The 23,353-nt window shown below is 34.1% G+C and carries 14 protein-coding genes and 1 tRNA gene; 8 read left to right on the top strand and 7 right to left on the bottom strand.

The annotated features are described in order from the left end of the window. Window positions 1–8: 8 nt before the first annotated feature. The 5 genes from IEV77_RS04895 to IEV77_RS04875 all read right to left on the bottom strand — a co-directional run bounded on the left by IEV77_RS04895 (window position 9) and on the right by IEV77_RS04875 (window position 7,524). Window positions 9–1,952 (bottom strand): glycoside hydrolase family 13 protein, encoded by a 1,944-nt coding sequence (locus tag IEV77_RS04895; RefSeq protein ID WP_188462385.1) that lies wholly within the window; start codon window positions 1,950–1,952, stop codon window positions 9–11. A gap of 4 nt (window positions 1,953–1,956) precedes the next feature. Continuing rightward, window positions 1,957–4,263, bottom strand: coding sequence for a maltose phosphorylase MdxK (gene mdxK / locus IEV77_RS04890; protein ID WP_188462383.1), 2,307 nt, complete (start codon window positions 4,261–4,263; stop codon window positions 1,957–1,959). Window positions 4,264–4,320: 57 nt separating this feature from the next. Beyond that, entirely contained in the window at window positions 4,321–4,977 is a 657-nt protein-coding gene (gene pgmB, locus IEV77_RS04885) for a beta-phosphoglucomutase (RefSeq protein ID WP_188462381.1), read from the bottom strand. A 1-nt stretch (window position 4,978) separates the two neighbouring features. Continuing rightward, on the bottom strand, window positions 4,979–6,352 hold the full coding sequence (locus tag IEV77_RS04880; RefSeq protein WP_188462379.1) for an MFS transporter: 1,374 nt from the start codon (window positions 6,350–6,352) through the stop codon (window positions 4,979–4,981). 131 nt (window positions 6,353–6,483) lie between these two features. After that, entirely contained in the window at window positions 6,484–7,524 is a 1,041-nt protein-coding gene (locus IEV77_RS04875) for a LacI family DNA-binding transcriptional regulator (RefSeq protein WP_188462377.1), read from the bottom strand. 214 nt (window positions 7,525–7,738) lie between these two features. Between IEV77_RS04875 and IEV77_RS04870 the strand changes: the two genes are divergently transcribed. From IEV77_RS04870 to IEV77_RS04850, 5 genes are read left to right on the top strand one after another with little or no spacing between them, the layout of a single operon-like run. After that, entirely contained in the window at window positions 7,739–10,843 is a 3,105-nt protein-coding gene (locus IEV77_RS04870; protein WP_188462375.1) for a SusC/RagA family TonB-linked outer membrane protein, read from the top strand. A gap of 10 nt (window positions 10,844–10,853) precedes the next feature. Further along, window positions 10,854–12,395: a RagB/SusD family nutrient uptake outer membrane protein gene (locus IEV77_RS04865; RefSeq protein ID WP_188462373.1), complete on the top strand. Its 1,542-nt coding sequence runs from the start codon at window positions 10,854–10,856 to the stop codon at window positions 12,393–12,395. Between the two features lie 16 nt (window positions 12,396–12,411). Continuing rightward, window positions 12,412–13,470, top strand: coding sequence for a SusE domain-containing protein (locus IEV77_RS04860; RefSeq protein ID WP_188462371.1), 1,059 nt, complete (start codon window positions 12,412–12,414; stop codon window positions 13,468–13,470). Window positions 13,471–13,474: 4 nt separating this feature from the next. Further along, entirely contained in the window at window positions 13,475–14,782 is a 1,308-nt protein-coding gene (locus IEV77_RS04855) for a SusE domain-containing protein (protein ID WP_188462368.1), read from the top strand. 58 nt (window positions 14,783–14,840) lie between these two features. Beyond that, a complete protein-coding gene (locus tag IEV77_RS04850; RefSeq protein WP_188462366.1) occupies window positions 14,841–17,720 on the top strand; it encodes an alpha-amylase family glycosyl hydrolase in 2,880 nt (959 codons plus the stop codon). Window positions 17,721–17,978: 258 nt separating this feature from the next. Here IEV77_RS04850 and IEV77_RS04845 read toward each other — a convergent pair. Continuing rightward, window positions 17,979–18,060, bottom strand: a tRNA-Leu gene (locus IEV77_RS04845). A 187-nt stretch (window positions 18,061–18,247) separates the two neighbouring features. On the opposite strand from IEV77_RS04845, the gene IEV77_RS04840 reads away from it, so the two are divergent. Further along, window positions 18,248–19,636 (top strand): dipeptidase, encoded by a 1,389-nt coding sequence (locus IEV77_RS04840; protein ID WP_188462364.1) that lies wholly within the window; start codon window positions 18,248–18,250, stop codon window positions 19,634–19,636. A 61-nt stretch (window positions 19,637–19,697) separates the two neighbouring features. Here the strand turns inward: IEV77_RS04840 and IEV77_RS04835 are convergent, their stop codons facing one another. Beyond that, on the bottom strand, window positions 19,698–21,065 hold the full coding sequence (locus IEV77_RS04835) for a M28 family peptidase (RefSeq protein WP_188462362.1): 1,368 nt from the start codon (window positions 21,063–21,065) through the stop codon (window positions 19,698–19,700). Window positions 21,066–21,187: 122 nt separating this feature from the next. Between IEV77_RS04835 and IEV77_RS04830 the strand changes: the two genes are divergently transcribed. Then, the gene (locus IEV77_RS04830; protein WP_188462361.1) at window positions 21,188–21,556 is read left to right on the top strand and encodes a BlaI/MecI/CopY family transcriptional regulator; all 369 of its coding nucleotides are present in this window, start codon (window positions 21,188–21,190) and stop codon (window positions 21,554–21,556) included. A gap of 2 nt (window positions 21,557–21,558) precedes the next feature. Continuing rightward, window positions 21,559–23,331 (top strand): M56 family metallopeptidase, encoded by a 1,773-nt coding sequence (locus tag IEV77_RS04825; protein ID WP_188462360.1) that lies wholly within the window; start codon window positions 21,559–21,561, stop codon window positions 23,329–23,331. Window positions 23,332–23,353 lie beyond the last annotated feature (22 nt).

Here is a 23,353-nt window from a genome sequence, read left to right as displayed (position 1 = left end):
TTTTGAAATTATTTTTTTGTTGTCAAAATGGTTACTCCTCTTTCTTCTAAAGTCATCGAATCTGCCCATTCAAAGGTTTCATTAGAGATGACATTAGTTAATTGTTTTCCTTGTAATCCAAGTTCACCAAAACGTTCCAGATCGAGCGTTATAGCTTCTTTATTCTTATTCATTATGACAACAACCACTTCATCATCTAGGATTCTAAAAAAACAATAGGTTCCCTTAAAAGGTGCAAAATGTATTGTTTCCCCTTCGTGAATGGCTTTACTTGATTTACGATAATTAAGAACTGCTTTTAAAAATTCTTGCATGTTCTTCTGATTATCCGTTAGGCCTTCAGCTGTAAATGCGTTTATTTGATCGCTTTCCCACCCTCCTGGAAAATCGGTTCGAATTAATCCATGATCTCCTGGGTTATCAAAATCGTTCATTAAAATTTCTGTTCCGTAATATATTTGCGGAATTCTAGGCAATGCTAACACGGTTGCTAACGCCATTTTGGTATTAGGAATATCGCCGTTTAGTTGTGTGAAAATGCGACTCATATCATGGTTATCAGGAAAAATCATGATGTCTTTAGGCGTAGGGTAAACAAAATCGTTTGCTAAACCTTCATATATTTTCACGAATCCTTTATCCCATGATTCCTCCTGGTTTAAGGCATCTATGATTGCATGTTGCATAGGGAAATCCATAGTTGATTTCAGATTTGACTCATACCCATCTTTATTGTTATTTCCTGTTTGCCAATAAGCAACCAAAAGTGGATTAGAGCTCCATTCTTCACCAACAATGGAAAAGTTTGGATATTCTGTCATGATGGCTCCTGCCCAATCACGCATGAAATTTTTATCGGAATACGGATACGTATCTTGACGAATGCCACCTAAATTTAACGTTTCAATCCACCAAATACTATTTTGAATCAGATATTTCGCCATGTATGGATTACGTTGGTTTAAATCTGGCATCGCAGAAACAAACCAGCCATCTGTCATTTCTTGATTGTCTCTTTTTGAAGCATACAAATCTTGATTTGTAGTACGCCTGTGATTCGAGACTATATTTGTTTCTCCATTCCAGTTTTCAAAATGTTCCTCGTAGTTTTTTTGATTGTTTACCCAATCTTCAGAAGGTAAATCTTTCATCCACCAATGTTCTAAACCGCAATGATTAGCAACCTGATCCATAATCAATTTCATGCCTTTCTCCTTCAACTTTAAAGACAGCTCTTGATATTCTTCTAGAGTTCCAAATCGAGGATCTACTTGGGAATAATCTGTTATAGCATAACCATGATATGAGGCTTCAAACATATCGTTTAATAAAACAGGCATTGGCCAAACAGCTGTATAGCCCATGTCTGAAATGTAATCCACATGATCTATAATGCCTTGTAAATCGCCACCATGTCTGGCATAACCATCAGTTCTATCTATTTCTACTTCATTTAAGTCTTTTACAACATCATTTGTAGGATCTCCATTTGCAAAACGGTCTGGGGTTAATAGAAAAATAGCATCTGAACTATTAAAACCTATATAATCATTCGCTGGATTTTTGCGTTCAAGTAATTGGTACGTATGGGTTTCAACAGTATCATTTTCATCTTTAAAAATGATATCGAATTTCCCAGGCTTCGTATCTTCTGAAATCTCTAAATCAATGAACAAGTAATTAGGACTTTTTGCTTTATGAACCTTTTTTATTGTGACACCGTTGTATGTTATTTCAGGTGTCGTAAAACCAATCTTAGGATGATTTACTAATAATTGCAGGGTGTTATTTTTCATTCCAACCCACCAATTTAATGGTTCTACATGTGTTAAAGATGTATTTGAAACAGAAATTGGTTCGTTAGAAACAACCACTGTTTTTTCACCTTCATCATGACATGAGAGCGTTATACAAAAAACGAATATGCTAAAAAGTTTACCTAGATTATTCATTATCTCATACGGTTACTAAATTATTTGGTGCAATCGTTATGGTTTCATTATTTACCAAGATATTCAGTTCCCCTTCACCTTCAATTTCAAAATGCGTTTCGTTTTGACACACATGGACTTTAATGATTTGGTTTCTAAAATTCACTTTAAAGGAATATGCTTCCCATTGTTTTGGGATCTTAGGCTCGAAAGACAAGGTGTTATTTTTAACACGCATACCACCAAAACCTTCAACAATACTCATCCAAGTTCCAGCCATAGAAGTAATATGAAGACCTTCATCTACCTCATGATTATAATCGTCTAAATCTAATCGCGCCGTTCTTAAATAAAACTGATAGGCTTGCTCCATTCTATTTAACTTGGCCGCCTGAATACTGTGTACGCATGGAGACAATGAACTTTCATGGACTGTAAAAGGTTCATAAAAGTCGAAGTGCTTTTCTAAAGCTTCGGTTGTAAAATGATCTTCAAAGAAATAAAAACCTTGCAATACATCTGCTTGTTTAATATATGGCGAACGTAAAATACGATCCCAAGACCATTTTTGATTAATTGGTCTTTGTGATTGATCTAAATCGGCAACGGTAATTAATTCTTTATCTAAAAATCCGTCTTGCTGCAAGTACACACCTTTCTCTTCATTAAAAGGGAAATACATATTACTAGAAACATCTTGCCATTCTTTTAATTCCGCTTTAGACAATCTTGTCTTATTCATGATACGGGTATAATCGGTTGAATATTCTGATTCTATCTTTTGGATATTTTCAAGAGCATATTCTATACACCATTTAGCACTGTAGTTTGTGTACCAGTTATTATTTATATTATTTTCATATTCATTAGGTCCGGTAACTCCAAGAATAACATATTGCTTTTTATCTACAGAATAGTTGGCGCGTTGATGCCAAAAACGTGCAATACCAATAAGTACTTCTAATCCTTTTTCTTGAATATAACTAAAGTCGTCTGTAAAGCGATAATAATTAAAAATAGCAAAAGCTATGGCGCCATTTCTATGAATTTCCTCAAAAGTAATTTCCCATTCGTTATGGCATTCTTCCCCATTCATGGTTACCATTGGATAAAGAGCCGCACCATTTTTAAAGCCTAATTTTTCGGCATTCTCAATCGCTTTTTCTAAATGATTAAAACGATATTCTAAAAGTGATCGCGCTACTTTTTGATCTTTTGTAGCCATGTAAAAAGGAATACAATAAGCCTCTGTGTCCCAATAGGTACTACCACCGTACTTTTCGCCAGTAAATCCTTTTGGTCCAATATTTAATGTAGAGTCTTTACCTAAATAGGTTTGATTTAATTGAAATATATTAAAACGAATAGCTTGTTGTGCTTTAACATCTCCTTTAATGGTGATATCGGCCAGATTCCAAATATCTGCCCAGGCTGTTTTTTGATTTTCTAATAAAGCATAAAAACCAAGTTCTGTAGCTTTCTTTAAAGTCGTTTTTGCTGCAGATATTAATTGGTCTTTTTTATGATTTCTATCAACTGTATAACCACCAAATTTATGAATAGCAAAGGTCTCGTCTTGTTTGACGTTTTGACTATAACCAAATTGTATAGAACTTGCTTCTGTTTTTACAATAGGTTCTATAACTATAGATTCCCCATTAATAAATAATTTGGACTCCATGAAAGTACAAGTATGAAACTCTGTTTTCATGGTTTTAGCATTAATAAATGCTTGATTATTTTGATGGCTTACTTTGGTTGTATCCCAAAATTTATCGTCCCAATTGGTATCTTCATTTGTGATACCTGCATCTATATAAGGTTGAAAAACAATGTTAGCATCGCCATTTAGTGGTGTAATTTCATAGTTTATCGCGCCAACTTCATCTAAATCTAGACTTAAAAAACGTTTGGCTTGAACTTTTAATTCTTTTCCGTTGTTCAAAGTCGTCATGAATGAGCGAGACAACCAACCTTCTTTCATATTAAGTTCACGTCTAAAATCTTTGACATTTTTACAGGTATTTAAATCGAGCCTTTCGTTATCAATAAGAACATCAATCCCTATCCAGCTTGGCGCATTTAAGACTTTTGCAAAGTATTCTGGGTAGCCATTTTTCCACCATCCAACTCGGGTTTTATCTGGGTAATACACTCCAGCAATATAACTACCTTGAAAAGTTGCTCCAGAATAATGCTCCTCAAAATTGGCACGCTGTCCCATGGCACCATTGCCAAGGCTAAAAATACTTTCGGAAGCCTTAATATGATCTGGATTAAATCCTTCTTCAATTATTGACCACTCGTCTGGTTTTATATAATCTAAATTCATTTTCTATACGCTATTAAGAAGCCAATATTTCACATCGAATATTGCTTCTTGTAAAATTTACTTTTTTATTAACTCGTTAAGGAAATTAACATCCATTTCTGTAAAATCCTTAAACACATAATCTGCTTCATATAAAATATCTTGTTCACCTATACCAATACTTATCATATTTGCCGCATTGGCCGCTTGAATTCCAGCAACGGAATCTTCAAAAACAATACATTGATTAGGTTCGATAAGAAGTGCGGATGCTCCTTTCAAGAAAACTTCTGGATTAGGTTTCCCTTTCACCACATCATTTCCATCAACAATAGCTTTAAACTTATCCAATAAACTTACTTTTTGTAAGATGATTCTAGCATTTTTACTAGCTGAACCTAGTGCAATTCCTTGATTTTTTTCATTCAAAAAATCTAGTACTCTTACAACATCTGGAAGAATTTCTTCTTCATTCATGTCGTTTATATAGGTTAGGTAATCCTCATTTTTATGAGTCATCAGTTTCATGAAATCAGCTTCAGAGATGGTTTTATTTCCCCATTCTAAAATTTTCTCTAATGATTTCACACGGCTTACACCTTTTAATTGTTCATTTTCAGCTTCGGTAAAATTGACACCAATACCTTTCGCTAATTTTTGCCATGCCAAAAAATGATACTTTGCAGTATCCACGATGACACCATCTAAATCGAATATAAATCCCTTTTTGTTCATTCTATATTTCTTCTGCTTGATAGGTTATCGCATTTTTATTAGTAATTAATAAATTACAAAAACCTGCAATTATTAAACTTATTCCTGCAACAGTCATGGCATTAATGGCCTCGTCTCCTAATAATCCGGACACAAAATTGATACCACCTAAGGCCGCAATTATTTGAGGGATTACTATAAACATGTTGAAAATTCCCATAATTACCCCCATTTTTTTAGGGTCTACAGAACTAGAAAGCATAGCATAAGGCATAGATAGTATACTACCCCAAGCAAAACCAATAAGAACAAAACAGTATTTTAAATTTTCTGGGGATGCTGAGCTCATAAGTAAGAACCCTAATCCTCCTAACATTAAAGAAAACATATGAACTAGTTTTCTATTAATTCTCCTTTTGGAAGTGTAAAAAGTTAGCAGTAAAGCAAAAGCCATAGACGATAGACCATAAACTCCCATGGCAGATCCAACAGCATTTGAAGATTCTTGAAAAGCGGTATTTGCAATGTTAAAAGCGTCTGCTTGCGCCACAATAGCCAAATCAAAATTAGATTCTAGAGGTGCTGGGGTGTGATAAACATGTTCCGTTAACGCCGGGTTAGCCATACTCCACATGGTAAAAAACGCAAACCATGAGAAAAACTGGATGATTCCAAGTTTTTTCATAGTTAAAGGCATGCTTCCTATGTTTTTAAGTATGTCTGGAATAAATTGATTTTTTTTAGCTTTCTCACGTTCAAACTCTTCCATATCCTCTGGCGGATACTCGGTTGTTTTAAATACTGTAAAGAGAATACTGGCTAAAAACACAAATGCACCAATTGCAAATGCGACTTTAACCGACATTGGAACGACTCCAGATTCGGCAGAATTACTAACCCCTAATTGAGATACCATCCAAGGTAAATTACTTGCTATCCAAGTTCCTATTCCAATTATTAGTGTTTGTACAACAAAGCCATAAGAGCGTTGAGATTGAGGCAACTTGTCGGCTACAAGAGCTCGAAAGGGTTCCATAGAAATATTAATAGACGCGTCTAGGATCCATAAAAATCCGGCAGCCATCCATAATGTGGGAGAGTTTGGAACGAAAAACAAAGCGAAGGAACTTAATATGGCTCCAATTAAAAAATATGGTCGGCGTCGACCTAATTTAGGATGCCAAGTTCTATCGCTTAAATAACCAACTATTGGTTGAACCAATAATCCAGTTAAGGGTGCTGCAATCCACAATAATGGGATGGCATCTTTTTCTGCTCCAAGCGTTTGAAAAATACGAGACATAAAGCCTCCTTGTAGGGCAAAGCCAAATTGAATTCCCAAAAATCCGAAACTCATGTTCCAAATTTCCCAAAATCCAAGGATACGCTTTTTCATAATAGTATATTTAGATTAATACTATTTTGACAAGCTTAATTACTTATCAAAACTTATGGTGAGAAGTGAAAATATAAGTTTTGAATAGGGTGTAAATATATAAAATATTTTAAATTATGATGTATTAATTTTTATTTTGTCGATTCTCTTTCAATCAATTCTGTTTCAATAATAACAGTTTGATACCGTTCTTCCTCATCTTCATTTTCTAACTTATCAATTAATAATACGGCTGTTTTCTCTCCTATTTTTTGCCCATGCTGACTTACGGTTGTCAAGCTAGGCGTAGCGTGTTTAGATAATACGCCATCTGTAAACCCTATAACTTGAATATCCTCCGGAATACGTTTATTATGCTTTCTAGCAACTTTCATAGCTATAATGGCGTACAATTCATTTACAGCAAAAATGCCATCTAAATCTTTATTTTGCTCAAAAAGCAATTCTATTTCAGTTTCAAGAACCTCTAAATGATCTTCTGAAACTAATTTGTCGTCTACTTTCAATATTAACCTTGATTCCGGAATTCTTTTATGTTCTTCTAAAGCTTCTAAATACCCCTGAGTTCTTAATCTACCAACGCTTACATAGTCTTTAGTAGTTATTATGGCTATGTTTTTGCAGCCTGTTTCAATTAATTTATTTACTGCTTTTTTTGACCCTAAAATATCATCCACAATAACCTTATCGCAATTGATCTCATTTACTACGCGGTCAAACATAACTATAGGCATACCTTGACTTATGGTCTCATTAAAATGGTGATAATCTTGTTGCTGTAAAGTCTCTTTGGATATAGAAAGAATAAACCCATCTATACTACCATTGGCCAACATCTCCATATTAATAACCTCTTTATCAAACGACTCATTAGATAACCCTACAATTACATTGTACCCCCTTTTATTCGCTACTAATTCTATACCCCGAATAACTTTAGAGAAAAAATGATGAACAATCTCTGGTATAATTATACCTATCGTTTTTGTCTTTCTGTTCTTTAGGCTTAATGCAATATTGTTTGGGCGATAGTTGTATAGCTTAGCAAATGCTTGCACTTTATCTCGAGTGTCCTCACTAATTTCCTTACTATTCCTTAAAGCTTTCGACACAGTTGAAATAGAAACATCTAATTCTCGTGCCATTTGTTTTAATGTAACTTTCTTCTTCATAAATTTAATTATTTAATAAATATACCACTTGAAGTGCATATTTGAATGTTTTTCTTGTGCAAACAGCGAATATCTTAAAAAGTTGTTAACACGAAAACGTTTTCGTTACGAATATCGCAACGTTCAACATTTTATTTACATTTTAATTACCTAGATTTAACTTCGAGAAGTGAAAATATAACGAATATAATTAAGACTAATTCAAAAGCTTTATATGAAAACAACAATAAATAGCGTACTGTTTATACTATTTCTATTACCAACATTTATGTTTGGTCAGAAGCAAGTAACAGGAACAGTTACCGAACTATCATCTATGATGCCTATGCCTGGCGTAAATATCGTTATTAAAGGTACAACTACAGGAGCGATTACAAATTTTGATGGGATATATGAAATTCAAGCGACTGATGGCGATATATTAGTATTTTCTTTTATAGGATATTTTACTAAAGAAATCACCTATAAGGGTGAAACACAATTAAACTTAACGTTGGAAGAAGACACAAATCAATTAGATGAAATTGTATTGATTGGTTATGGTAGTGTCAAACAATCTGACGTTACTGGATCTATCTCCTTAATTACAGATAAAGACTTTAATAAAGGGAACATGGTTTCTTCAGATCAATTAATCAATGGTAAAGTTGCAGGTGTTAGAATAACACCTTCTGGAGGTCAAACAGATGCTGCTCCAAATATTAGAATTAGAGGTGGTGCATCTCTAACTGGAAATAACAATCCGCTTATTGTTATTGACGGAGTTCCATTATCGAACATTAACCCTGCGGGAGTTAGTAACCCTTTGTCATTAGTAAATCCGAATGATGTTGAAAGTTTTTCAATATTAAAAGATGCTTCTGCAACTGCCATTTATGGGTCAAGAGCCTCAAATGGTGTGATCATCATTAACACAAAAAAGGGAACCTCTGGAGAAACGCAATTCAATTTTTCAACCAACATTTCGGTTAATCAAGCAAGTGAAGGCTTGGATATGATGGATAGTGATGCCTACGTGAGGTTTATACAAGAATATCATCCTGATTATGTTAAGAATCTTGGAGTGCCCGTAGGATCCGTTGAAACCAACGAACCTGTCACGCAAATTATAAGTACATCCGTCGGTGATCGTGCTATATATGACACAGATTGGAGAGACAATGTTTTAAGAACTGCGTTTAGTTCAAATACGAATTTTAGTGCAAGAGCATATTTATTTGACGCGTTGCCTTTTAGAGCATCTATTGGTTATACCAATGCAGAAGGTGTTGTTATTGGAGATGATTATGAAAGAGTAACTGGTAGCATTAATTTATCACCAAAATTCTTTGACGATAAATTAAAAGTTACTGCAAATGCCAAACTTACTTATGCTGATAAAAATTCTGTAGACTCTGGAGGCGCTTTGGGTGGTTCTTTGGTTTTTGACCCAACTAAACCAGTTTACAACAACGCCACAGACAACCGTTTTGGTGGTTATTACTTTAATACAAATGTGGACGGTAATTATTTAAGAATTGATGGTCAATACAATCCGTTAGCATTACTAGAACAACGTGAAAGACCAGAAACCACCACAAGATTTTTAGGAAATTTAGAATTAGATTATTCATTCGATTTCTTACCTGGATTGAGAGCTGTTGTAAATGCAGGGCTTGATGCTTCAAAATCGAAAATTGTAGAAAATTACTTTGATAACGCAGCTAGCACTTACAGATTCAATGGCTCTGACAATAATATTAATACTAATTATGTGTTTAATCCTGGTGTAAATTACAGCGAAAATCAAGCGCTAACAAATACCACTTTAGATGCCTTTTTACAATACACTAAATCTTATGAAGATAAATTTGTCAGTAAATTAGATGCTCAAATTGGTTATTCATATCAAAACTTTAAAAATGATGGAAACCAAGATCGCTATTTATATAATGACGATACAGGACTACGTTATGAAGTATACAACGAAAGCAACCCGAATAACCGCTATTATAATGTTATGAACTTGCAATCATTTTTTGGAAGAGCTAATTTAGATCTTCTAAACAAATATCTTTTTACCGTTTCATTTAGAGCTGATGGTTCTTCATTATTCGTTGACGATGATCCTTGGGATCCAAATGCATGGGGTTTCTTCCCTGCTGCAGCTTTTGCTTGGAAAATTACTAGTGAAAAGTTTATGGAAAATGCCAATTTTGTCAATGACTTAAAATTAAGAATTGGTTGGGGTGAAACTGGACAACAGGACATTTCTGGCGCTGTTGGTTACTACCCTACAACACCCTTATTTACTGCTGGTGGTAATAATAGTCAATATCTTCCTGGTGCAGGCTTATATTCTGCATTACCTTTTAATCCTTATTTAACATGGGAAAAAACAACTACCTTAAACTTGGGTGTTGATTTTAGTTTCTTTAAACAGAATTTCGTGTCTGGATCTTTCGACATATACAAAAGAGAGACTCAAGATTTATTGGCTCGAGTAAATGTTCCACCTGGACAAGGTTTTTCAGATACTTTTGTAAAAAACGTTGGCGCAATAGATGGAAAAGGATTTGAATTAAATTTAATATTAAACCCAATACAAACCGATGCGATATCAGTTTCTGTCAATGGTAATTTAACATACATCTATAATGAAGTAACAAATATTGGGGGTCAGAGTGATATAAACAGAAGCGGTAGTTTAAGAGGTACTGGAGCATTTCTACAGAGAGATGTTGTTGGACAACAAGCACAAAGTGCCTATGTGTTTAAACAAGTTTATGACACTAATGGAAACCCAGTTGCCGGAGCCTTTGCAGATTTAAATGGCGACAATATTATTACCGACGAAGATAGATACTTTGCGCAAATAGCTCCAAACTGGAATTACGGTTTTGGCTTAGATATTAATTATAAAAACTGGGATTTGTCAAGTGGATTTATTGGACAAGTTGGTGGGAACTTATATAATTTCAACAAATTAAACTACGGTTTTACGGAAACAGTAGTGCCAAATAACACGAATAGTATTACTAACGCTTTAGATTTTTACAGTGGCGCTGCCAATCCAGCATTTGAAAACGTAAATGGTAACATCCAGTTTTCTGACTATTACTTAGAAGATGCAACATTCTTGAGATGTAATAATATTGTTTTAGGTTACACCTTTTATGATATGATTAAGGATGGTAATGTAAGATTTTATGGAGCTGTTTCAAATCCATTTACAATTACAAACTATTCTGGTATGGATCCTCAAAATTTTGGAGGCATAGATCGTGATTTTTATCCAATCCCAACTACCATTACAATGGGTGTTAATTTTGACTTTTAAAAAATAAACTATGAAAAAAATATTAATATTAACTGGATTTTTGGCACTGACACTATTTTCATGTTCCAACGATTTAGATACCGAACCTAAAGTGCAATTATCTTTAGAAGAGATTTTAGCTAATGACCCAAATGCCATTGAAGGTATTGTATCAAGGCTTTATGCTTCTTTTGCACTATCTGGACCTAATGGACCGACAGAATCTGATATTAGTGACGATGCTGGGGAATCACCATTTTTAAGAGGAATTATTAATTTACAAGATTTCACTGCAGATGGCATGAAAAATAGATGGGGAGATGATGGGTTAGACCAGTTGACTACAACATCCAATTGGGATGCTAACAATAAGTTTTTTAGATACCTATACAACAGAGCTTATTACACGATCCCACAATGTAACAACTTATTAAGTATTTTAAATACTGCAACAGATATTCCAGATTCTGAAGAAGCCATTTATGAAGCACGTTTTTTACGCTCCCTTGCTTACTTCTATATAATCGATATATTTGGAAAGGGTGTTTTAGTTACTGAAGAAAATTTAAACGAAACCACGCCTTTACCTGAAGCTTCTAGAGAAGAGTTGTTTAATTTTGTGGAATCTGAATTGCTTGAAATCCAACCCTTAATTTCATTAAATAATGACTATGGAAGAGCAAATCGTTATGTTGTCTCTATGCTTTTAGCAAAATTATACATGAACGCTGAAGTTTATACTGGAACGAGTAGATATACTGATGCTTTAACTTATTTAAATGTTGTAATTGACGAAGGCGGATACGCGTTAGCTACTAATTTTGTACAGAATTTTTCTGGAGATAACGATAATTCTTCTGAAATTATTTTTCCACTAATAGCAGATGCCGTTTTTAGCCAAAGTTTTGGTAACACAACTTACATTGTAAATGGAAACTTAGGTACAGAGACTATGAATTTATCTGATTTTGGAGCCTCTGAAGGCTGGTCTGGACATCGTGCCACCGAAGCATGGTACGGATTATTTGGAGACCTAGGGACTTCTGTTGATGCACGAGCTTCTTTATTTTGGACTACAGGACATAATTATGTCATGGCAGATTATAAAGCATGGACGGACGGTTACCCTTCAATTAAATTTAGAAATACTGATTCTGATGGTAGTTCATCTGGAGCAACACAATTTTCAGGTACAGATTTTCCGCTTTACAGACTTGCCGATGCCAATCTTATGTACGCAGAATGTGCGCTACAGGGCGCTGCAGGAACCGACATGACAAAAGCACTTAGTTTAGTTAATGCGGTTAGAACTAGATCTAATGCCACTCCAATCACTATGAGTGATTTAACCTTAGATTATATTCTAGATGAAAGAGCCAGAGAGTTAAACCTTGAAGGACATAGAAGAACTGATCTTATCAGGTTTGGGAAATTTACAGGTAGCTCTTACCTATGGCCATGGAAAGGGAATGTACAAAATGGTACGTCTATTTCTACAAACTACAATTTATTTCCAATTCCAGAATCAGCATTAAATGCTAATCCCAACTTAGAACAGAATCCAGGCTACTAATTTTAAAATAATGAAAATGAAAAATATCATAAAAATATCATATTTATTTGCTTTAGCTTTACTAATAGGAGCATGTTCCGAGGATGATGAAAAGCTAATAGTAGCACCAGAAAGTTCTAGTACTATTTTGACACCTTCGGATGGTCAACATTTTATTCTTAATCAATTTGAAGAACAAACAAATACCGCTATTACATTCTCTTGGGATGATTCTAGTTATGAAACACCCACTAATATAAACTACGCTATCGAAATGGCTTTAAGTGGTACAGACTTTAGTGATGTAGCTATTCCTGCGACCATTGATCAGACATATTTTACAATGAATATCGCAGACTTCAATGCAACATTAGCCGGGTTAGGAGTAACTCCTTTTACAGAAACAAGTATCGATATTCGAATCAAGTCTTCAATAGGAGACCCTAGCCAATTGGTTCAATATTCAGAGACTGTAACTATTCTTGTAACGACATTTACTACAGATTTACCAAAAATAGCTGTCCCAGGAAATCATCAAGGATGGGATCCTCCAACAGCACCATTATTAGCATCTTCAGGCTTCGCGGCTTCAGATTACGAAGGATATGTTTGGCTTGATGGTGAACACAAATTTCTTGCTCCTAATGAAAGTTTAGCTTTCGAATGGGGGAATACAGATTGGGGTGATGATGGTACTTTTACTGGACATTTAGTAGAAGAGGATGAGGTTAATTGTTTGGCGGCCGCTGGTTACTATTATGTAAAAGTAGATACAGTACTTTTAACCTATAGTGAAACCAATTATAGTAGTTGGGGAATAATTGGTGACGCAACTCCTGGAGGTTGGGATGGCGATACTGATTTAACTTATGATCCGGCAACTCAAACTTGGAGATTGGATATTTCACTTACATCTGGTGAAATTAAATTTAGAGCAAATGATGCTTGGGATTGGAATTATGGAGATACAGGTGCCGATGGATTTCTAGATTTGAATTCTCCCGATAATATCGCTGTTCCTGCTGCAGGCAATTATACAGTTGTTTTAGATTTAAGTGTCCCTCGTGAGTATACATACCTATTAATACAAAATTAAAACTATGAAAAATATTTATAAAATTCTTTTAGGCTTAGCCGTTATATTAGGATTTGCCTCGTGCGAAAATAATGATGACTTTGGTTATAAACCTACTGCAGCTTCATTTCAAATAGAGACACCTGAAACAGGAACTAATATTATTATCGATGATACTAATATGAATAATGTGGTTCTAACAATAGTTTGGGAAGATACTGATGGAGAAAACTATACTGTAGAGTTTGCGGAAACTTCTACTTTATTTGCAGAACCTTTTATTGCAGGAGTAACAGATGAGAATAACATGTCTTGGACTGCTGGCGAATTAAATACATTTCTTTTAGAAACAGTAAGAATTGGCCATAGTGTAGAATCAAATGTTGATGTAAGAGTAAAAAATGCGGCAGGCGAGTACTCAAATGTTATTACACTTTTGGTAACTCCGTTTATACAAACTGTTGAACAATTGTACGTAAATGCCTCATTTAATTCTTTTGACCCAAGTACGGCTACAGCTATGACTTTAGTTGAATATAATGTTTTTTCAGCCACTGTTGAATTAACGGATACAGACGATTTTAATTTTATAGAAGATAATATAACAGGAGAAACAATTTGGCAAGAAATAGCAACTGATTCCGGTTTACTAACTAAATTTGGAGGCACGAATCTTTCAGGCTATGATTCAGGAATATATAAAATCGATGTAGATCTTGTTAATTTCACTGTAGAGTTAACCCTAATTATACAACCTAAACTTGCTGTACCAGGAAATCATCAAGGATGGGATCCAGCATCGGCACCCTTATTAGCTGCATCATCTGGTTTGACTGCAGATTATGAAGGTTATGTTTGGTTAGATGGCGAACATAAATTCTTAGGCCCTGATGCCGATGGAAACTTTGATTGGGGAAATCCTGATTGGGGAGATAACGGTACTTTTACTGGAATTTTAGTAGAAGATGGCGAAGTAAATTGTACAGCAACCGCAGGTTATTATTTTATTCAAGCAGATACTGATGCTCTAACATATTCTGAAACTCAAACATCTTGGGGTTTAATTGGATCTGGAACTGGAAGTTGGAATGATGACCAAGATATGACCTATGATGCTGGTAGTGGTACATGGTCTGTAACATTAGATTTAACTGCAGAAGAAATTAAATTCCGTGCGAATGACGAATGGGAATTGGATTATGGGGATACAGATGCAGATGGCTTCTTAGAGCTAGGAGGTACTAACATTACAGTTCCTACAGCAGGAAATTATACAGTTACTCTTGATTTAAGTGTGGCAAGAGCTTATACATATACACTTACACTAAACTAAACTGTTTTCATTAAAAAGGCTACCACTAATGGTAGCCTTTTTTTTAAAGTTTAAAACTATGAAAAAATTACTATTTCTATTTATTACATTATCCTGCTATGTAGGGTACTCACAGATTACTATCAATCCAAACCCTTTTAATACGGATGAATCCATAACAATAACGCTGGATTTAAATAATATAAACAGTGTAACAGACTGTAATAACTTAAACAACCCTACTAAAATATACTTGCATTCGGGAATTGGTGAGGACTCTGACCCATGGGGGTTTGGAGTAGTTGGAAATTGGGGACAAGATGATGGTGTAGGTGAAATGACAAACAACGGAAACGGAGTTTGGAGTATCACCTTCATTCCTGAAACCTATTATAGTTTAAATGCCACGCAAGCTACAAATGCTACTAAAATGGGAATGGTATTTAGAAGCGCCGACGGTTCTCAGGAACTTAAAGACAATGGCTGTTCAGATTTTTTTATAAATGTTGGTTCTTTTCAAGTCACATTAACGAATCCAACTGAAGGCAGCACAACGGTATTATCCACAAATAGCTTCAACATCGCTGCGTCAAACACGAATGGAGTTGCTAATTATCAGTTATATGCTAACGGATCACTATTAAATTCAAATTCTAGTACTTCCAATTTCACATACACTCATACAGGTATAACATCCAATCAAAACTATGTATTAGATGTTACGCAAGCAGGAACTACCCTATCAAAAACATTTGCTGTTATTATAGATCCTAATGTATCAGAAGAAGCATTACCAGCTAATTTAGATGAAGGTATTAACTACAATGAAAACGATAACACAAAAGCAATTTTAGTTTTAGATGCTCCTAATAAAGATTTTGTATATGTAGCTGGTAGCTTTAACAATTGGTCACCGGACACATCTTATGGAATGAAAAAAGACCCTTCAAGTTCTAAATTCTGGTTAGAATTAACAGGATTAACTTCAGGTGTAGATTATACATATCAATATTGGGTTGTTGACGAATCACCAATTGCAAATTCACCTGTCATGGTGAAGACTGCGGATCCATTTTCAACATTAGTTCTTTCGCCATTTGACGATCCAGGAATACCAAGTAATTCCTATCCAAATATGCCAACGTATCCTGTTGGCCAAGAAAGAGAAGTTACCGTTTTAAAAACTGGACAAACACCATATAATTGGCAAGTAACCAACTTCACGAAACCTGCTAAAGAAGATTTAGTTATTTATGAAGTATTAATTCGTGATTTCGATGCCAATCGTAATTATCAAGATTTAATTGATAGAATAGATTATTTCAAAAATTTAAATGTCAATGCCATTCAATTAATGCCAGTTATGGAATACGAAGGCAATGAAAGCTGGGGTTATAACACTTCTTTTCATATGGCTTTAGATAAATATTATGGCACAGAAGATAAATTAAAAGAGTTTATTGATTTATGTCATCAAAACGATATCGCAGTTATCTTAGACATTGCACTTAATCATGCCTTTGGTAGAAACCCAATGGTTCGTATGTGGATGGAAGATCCTGATGGAGATGGCTGGGGAAGTCCAAGTACGGAAAACCCTTATTTCAACACAGTAGCAAGACACTCCTACAATGTAGGTGAAGATTTTAATCACCAACAACCTAGAACACAAAAATATGTTCAGAATGTTATAAAACATTGGGTTGAAGACTTCAATATAGATGGTTTCAGATGGGATTTAACTAAAGGTTTTACTCAAAACTGTACGGCTAGTGATGAAGGCTGTACCAATAGCTACCAACAAGATCGTGTAGATGTATTAAAAGACTACGCCGATTATAGCTGGAGTTTAGATGAATCGCATTACGTCATTTTTGAGCATTTAGGTTCTGCTACTGAAGAACAACAGTGGGCTAATTATAGATTAACAGACGCTGTTAGCAAAGGAATCATGATGTGGGGAAAAATGACAGACCCATATAACCAATTAACAATGGGTTATGCAAGTAATTCAAATATAAACCGAATGGGAAGCGATTCTAGAGGGTTTGATGCACCAAGATTAGTTGGATATGCAGAAAGTCATGACGAAGAACGCTTGATGTATAAAAACCTTCAATACGGGAATTCAAATGCGAGTTATGATGTTCAAGATTTAGACACGTCGTTAGCAAGAATGTCAGCACTAGGAGCAGTAACATTAACCATTCCTGGACCAAAAATGATTTGGCATTTTGGAGATCTTGGGATGCAAAACTCCATCTTCACCTGTAGTAATGGAACGGTAAATACTCCAGATGGAACAGACGGTGATTGTAAACTAGACACCAAACCTCAACCACAATGGACTGATGATTGGTTGGGAATAACAAATCGCAATCAAATATATAACGATTGGGCAAGACTAAATGATTTGAAAGTTAATGAACCTGTCTTTGAAGGAAGCTATACTATAGAATCTGGCAATCTAACACCCAGAATTCATATTTGGGATGATGCCATTCCTTCTAATCAATTAAAAGATGTTATAATAATCACGAATTTTGATGTAGTGAGTCAAAACATCAATCCTAATTTTCCAAACACTGGAACATGGTTTGAATTAATGGATGAAACTGGTAGCACAAGTATAGAAGTAAGTAATACAACTAGCCCTATTACAATTGCACCGGGTCAATTTAAAATTTTCGGAAATGCGAGTACATTGAGTACCCAACAGTTTACAGAAGCTCAAGCATTCAAAATTTACCCAAACCCAGCTCATACTAGTTTTAGATTTAGTCAAGACATCACTAACGTAGAAATATATGATATTACTGGAAAACTAATTCAAAACTATTCTGGTAACTTTTCAAGAAACAATGAATTCGATATTACTTCTTTAAACAGTGGTATCTATATCATAAAAGCGCAAAATATCTCAGGAGGACATTTAACCACTAAACTTGTGAAAATCTGAGAGAATTGTATTAATTAATAGCACTATTTGAATATTTAAAGGTTCGACTTCGGTTGAACCTTTTTTTTTATGATAAAAATTAAATTATGTGTTCCTTCGTTTTAAGATTCTAAAATTAAGATAACTGCATATTTAAATAACATAGACATGAGAAGAATTTAAAAACAACCGTAAATATTTGGGGTAAAAACAGGAGAATATCAAAACGAAAAAAGCTTCAATACTAAATAGTATCAAAGCTTCATCTTCTCATCGTTGTGCGGGCGGGGAGACTCGAACTCCCACACCTCGCGGCACCAGATCCTAAGTCTGGCGTGTCTACCAATTCCACCACGCCCGCGATAAGGAGTGCAAATATAAAAATTAGTTTTAATATACAATCGTATCTTATCAAAAAAGTTCAACATGTTTTGTATTTTTGATGAAATTCAAAAAATTTCTATGAAACATCTATGATTTATCCTTAAAAAAGGTACTAATTATATGGAAGTTGCATCCGATTAATAAAAAATAATAAATATAAACACATGAAGAATATATCTAATTATGTCAATGAAAATAAGGATCGTTTTTTAAACGAACTTATCGACTTACTTAAAATTCCATCTATAAGTGCAGATTCAGCTTATAAAAAAGATGTGATACATACGTCTGAAGTTGTTAAAACAAGACTAGAAGAAGCTGGTTGCGATCATGTTGAAATTTGTGAAACTGCTGGCTACCCTATTGTTTATGGGGAAAAAATAATCGATAAAAATTTACCAACTATTTTAGTTTATGGTCATTACGACGTGCAACCGCCAGATCCATTAAATTTATGGAACTCACCTCCTTTTGAACCTGTTATCAAAAAAACAGAGATACATCCCGATGGAGCTATTTTTGCTCGTGGCGCTTGCGATGACAAAGGTCAAATGTACATGCACGTAAAGGCCATGGAATTGATGACCAAAACAAATCAATTGCCTTGTAATGTAAAATTCATGATTGAAGGGGAAGAGGAAGTAGGAAGTTCGAATCTCGCCATATTTGTAAAAAACAACCAAGAGAAATTAAAAAATGATGTGATCTTGATTTCAGATACTGGAATGATTGCTAAAGACGTGCCTTCAATTACTACTGGCCTTCGTGGTTTAAGTTATGTTGAAGTGGAGGTTACTGGACCAAATAGAGATTTACACTCTGGTTTATATGGTGGTGCAGTTGCAAACCCTATTAATGTTTTAACAAAAATGATTGCGTCATTGCATGATGAAAACAATCATATTACCATTCCTGGATTTTATGATAAAGTAGAAGAGCTTTCAAAAGAAGAACGCGCAGAAATGGCAAAAGCACCTTTTTCATTAGAAGCTTATAAAAAATCGTTGGATATCGATGCTGTTTATGGTGAAGCAGGATATACTACCAACGAAAGAAATTCCATTCGTCCAACTTTAGATGTTAATGGTATTTGGGGAGGTTACACTGGTGAAGGAGCCAAAACAGTTATTGCAAGTCAAGCCTTTGCAAAAATCTCTATGAGATTGGTTCCAAATCAAGATTGGGAAGAAATCACTCAATTATTTAAAAAACACTTTGAAAGCATTGCTCCAAAAGGCGTAACCGTAAAAGTAACCCCTCATCATGGTGGGCAAGGCTATGTCACTCCAATTGACAGCATAGGTTATAAGGCTGCTAGCAAAGCCTATTTTGATACTTTTGGAAAGACACCTATTCCACAACGCAGCGGCGGAAGTATTCCAATTGTAGCCTTATTCGAGCAAGAATTAAAAAGCAAAACCATTTTAATGGGATTTGGTTTAGATAGCGATGCTATTCATTCTCCAAATGAACATTTTGGTTTGTTTAATTATTATAAAGGCATTGAAACTATACCTTTATTCTATAAATATTTTACTGAGCTAAGTAAATAATAAAACTAAAAAAATCCGTTCAAAAATTGAACGGATTTTTTTTTGTTCCTTTTGAATAAGCTTATTCTTTTACAACTTTAAAAGTGCTTATTTTTTCGTTTCCTTTTATTTTTAAATAATAAATACCTGTTGCAAAAGCCGACATATCTATTACAGATTTCTTTTTATTAGAAGAGGATTCTAATACTAATTGTCCTGAAACATTATATAATTGAAAATAAATAAATGATTCTAAAGAAGAATCTATAGTTAAAATAGATGTTACAGGATTGGGCGTAATCTCAAAATAATCAGAAATAGATTCTTCAATGGAAAGAGATGTAAATGAAGAACAATCACTCTTTTCTGTGCATGATTCCATAGATATTTCTACAGAATAATTCCCAGAAATTATTGGGTAATATGATTGATTTGTTTCCCCTTCCAACAAGGTATTTGTATCACAATTATACCACTGATAGCTGGCTCCATTTTGGTTTGCCTGTATAGATGTTGAAGAACTAGATAAAGTATTATTTATAGAAAGTAAGCTGCCTTTGGTAACCATATAAGCTGTTACTAACTTGGTTATTTCTGTAAAATAAGGTAAATCTAATGTGCTCAATCTATCTGCCGAAGAGTGATAAAAAGGTGTTTCATCGCTGGTTTCCCAAGATTCTCCAACCAAAACTGCAGGAAAGCTATTTGTCCAAAAAGATGCATGATCACTTGCTGAAGTTCCAGGATTTACAATTATTGGATTTAAATTAAAGGTATAGGTATTTAGGATACTCATTAAATCGTCTTTAATGGCTAAAGAACCATGCACATCTCTAACGTCAATATCAAAATCGTTATCTCCAGATTCTCCTGGTGCATCGCCATCATAACCCACCATATCCAAATTAATCACTCCAAGAATGTTTAGGTTAGCACTATTTGCTTGTTCTGCATAATACCGAGAACCTCGTAAACCTATTTCCTCTTCATCCCAGAAAGCATAGACAATGGTATTTTCCATGCATTGAGTGGAAAGAATTCTCGCTATTTCTAAAACAGCCGCAGTTCCAGTGGCATTATCGTCTGCACAATAATCGGCAGTAGCATCATAATGTGCACTAACCAGGTAAATATCGTTTGGATTTATTTTCCCTAATTGTGTCGCAATAATATTTTTACCAGTTGTATTAAAAAGTTGCTCTTCAATAGTTAAATCATCAAATTGTTGCAGTCTTTCCTTTAGGTATTCGGCAGCCAAATCGTTGTTTGTATGTTGCCTATTTATGATGGTAACTTCTGTTCCATTGACCTGAGTTGCTTGTTCCCCAGAAAACTCACGAACAGATATTTCTAATCTATCAACATCTACTTTATCAATTAAATCTTGAACAGTTTGTCCAAAAGAGTTAATTGAAATTAAAACCAACAAACTAATTACAAGTCTTTTCATCTATTCTTTAGATTCATTAAATCAGGTACAAAGATATGTGATTATAAAATAAAGGTTAAAAATATTTGGAATATTTAAATTTTACTCTACATTTGTAGAATACATTCTAAATCTGTAGAGCAATGCAATCCTTATCCAAAACTGAAGAAGATTTAATGAACCATTTATGGAAGCATGAAAAAGCTTTTATGAAAGATCTACTCGACTCCTATCCAGAACCAAAACCAGCTACAACTACAGTAGCTACCCTATTAAAACGCATGACAGATAAAGGGTTTGTTGACTATAAATTATATGGTAAATCCAGAGAATACTTTCCATTGGTTAAGAAGAAAGACTACTTCTCTAAACATGTTAACGGCTTGATTAAAAACTTTTTCAATGATAGCGCATCTCAATTCGCCTCGTTTTTTACCCAGGAAACCAACCTAACCAAAGAAGAATTAGAAGATTTAAAAAAATTAATTGATTCCGAAATTAAAAATAAATAGCCATGGTAGAATACATCATAAAATCCAGCGCTTGTCTTGCAATTTTCTTACTCTTTTACAAATTCGTTTTAGAGAAGGAAAACATGCATATTTTTAAAAGGGTTTACCTATTAGCCTCTCTAATAATTTCCATTGGGATTCCTTTTATAACCTTTACGCAAATTGTTGAAGCTCCAATAACTATAAATGAAGCTGCAATTAACAATTCCACTTCAACACCTTTAATTCTTATTGAAGAGTCTGTAAATTATTTACCATACATTTTATGGGCTGTGTATTTATTAGGTGTTCTGTTTTTTGGTTTAAAATTCATTTACAACTTAAGTAGCATCTTGCTTAAAATAAGTCGAAATCCGAAGTTAAAAACTCAGAAGTCGATAAACGTTTTATTAGAAGAATTAATAGTTCCACACACTTTTTTAAAATATATTTTTCTAAATAAAATACTTTTTGAATCTCAAAAAATCCCTAAAGAAGTATTGATTCATGAAGAAGCTCACGTTTATCAGAAGCATTCCTTAGACATCCTATTTATTGAAATTTTTCAAATTGTATTATGGTTTAATCCGCTAATTTATCTCTTGAAAAGAGACATCAAATTAAATCATGAATTTTTAGCAGATAGAGAAGTCATTAAAAAAGGCATCACTTTATCGGCCTATCAACAAATATTATTAGCATTCTCATCAAATGTATTAGAACCTCAATTGGCAACAGCCATCAATTATTCATCAATCAAAAAACGATTTACAGTTATGAAAACATCATCATCAAAAACAGGTATTTGGTTGAGAAGCATCGTACTTCTCCCAATTTTAGCATTATTAATTTATAGTTTTAGTACGAAGGATGTCATTGAAAAAGAAACTAAAGTTATTAGTGAAATAACTCCTGAAGCAATGCAAGAAACCATTGCAACCATTAATGGTGTTCCTTGCAATGGTTGTACAGTTAATTTAACGAAGGAAGCTGCTGAAAAATTTATTCTAGGAACCAATACTGGCGAAGCTATTAGCAGTTTTGTTATTAAATTTATAGGTAAACCAGCGGTTAAAATAACTGGTAATACTTTAAATAAAGAAGCCGTTGCCTTATTATACGAGAATCCAATGAGCAATTTAATTCAGATTTTTAGTATAAGACCAACAACTTCACATATAAAAATGCCCATTGTAATTCAATTAGTGGATAAAAACGATGAAAATTACACAAATTCGCCAATTGTGAAAGAAGGTGAAAAAAGTTTTATTCCGCCACCACCTCCTCCACCTGCAACTCCTGCTCCAGCTTCAAAAATGAAAAAAGCTAATGACTTGCCTCCACCACCTCCACATAAATCTGCTTACGACTATGTTTTAAGTCTAAAAAATGATAATATTTCATACTCTTACAACGGAAAAGCTGTTTCATATGATGAAATTTTGAAAATTACTCAAAAGGAGCCATATATAATTATTACAACCAATATTGAGAATCACGCTGGAACAGTTCGTTTTACTTCCATTGAAGAACAAAATAAAGTTCAGAACAACATGGCGAAAAAAGGTGAAATGTCAAATATTCCTCCTCCACCTCCTCCAAAAGCACCTTTAGATTTTGTGATTGAGATGGCTAAAAAGAATGCTGCATTTTATTATGAAGAAAAAAGCATCACTTCAGATGAAGCAATAAAACTTTTAAAAGACAATAAATCAATCAATATTTCTTCTAAAAATTCAACTTCTAAAAATCCTGAAGTTTACTTGAGTAAAGAACCAATTACAATAGACGATTAACATAGAGAAAATCAACCTATTC

This window comes from Xanthomarina arctica, from assembly GCF_014638915.1.
Taxonomy (GTDB): Bacteria; Bacteroidota; Bacteroidia; order Flavobacteriales; family Flavobacteriaceae; genus Xanthomarina; species Xanthomarina arctica.
This window is presented reverse-complemented; position numbering and strand designations above follow the sequence as displayed.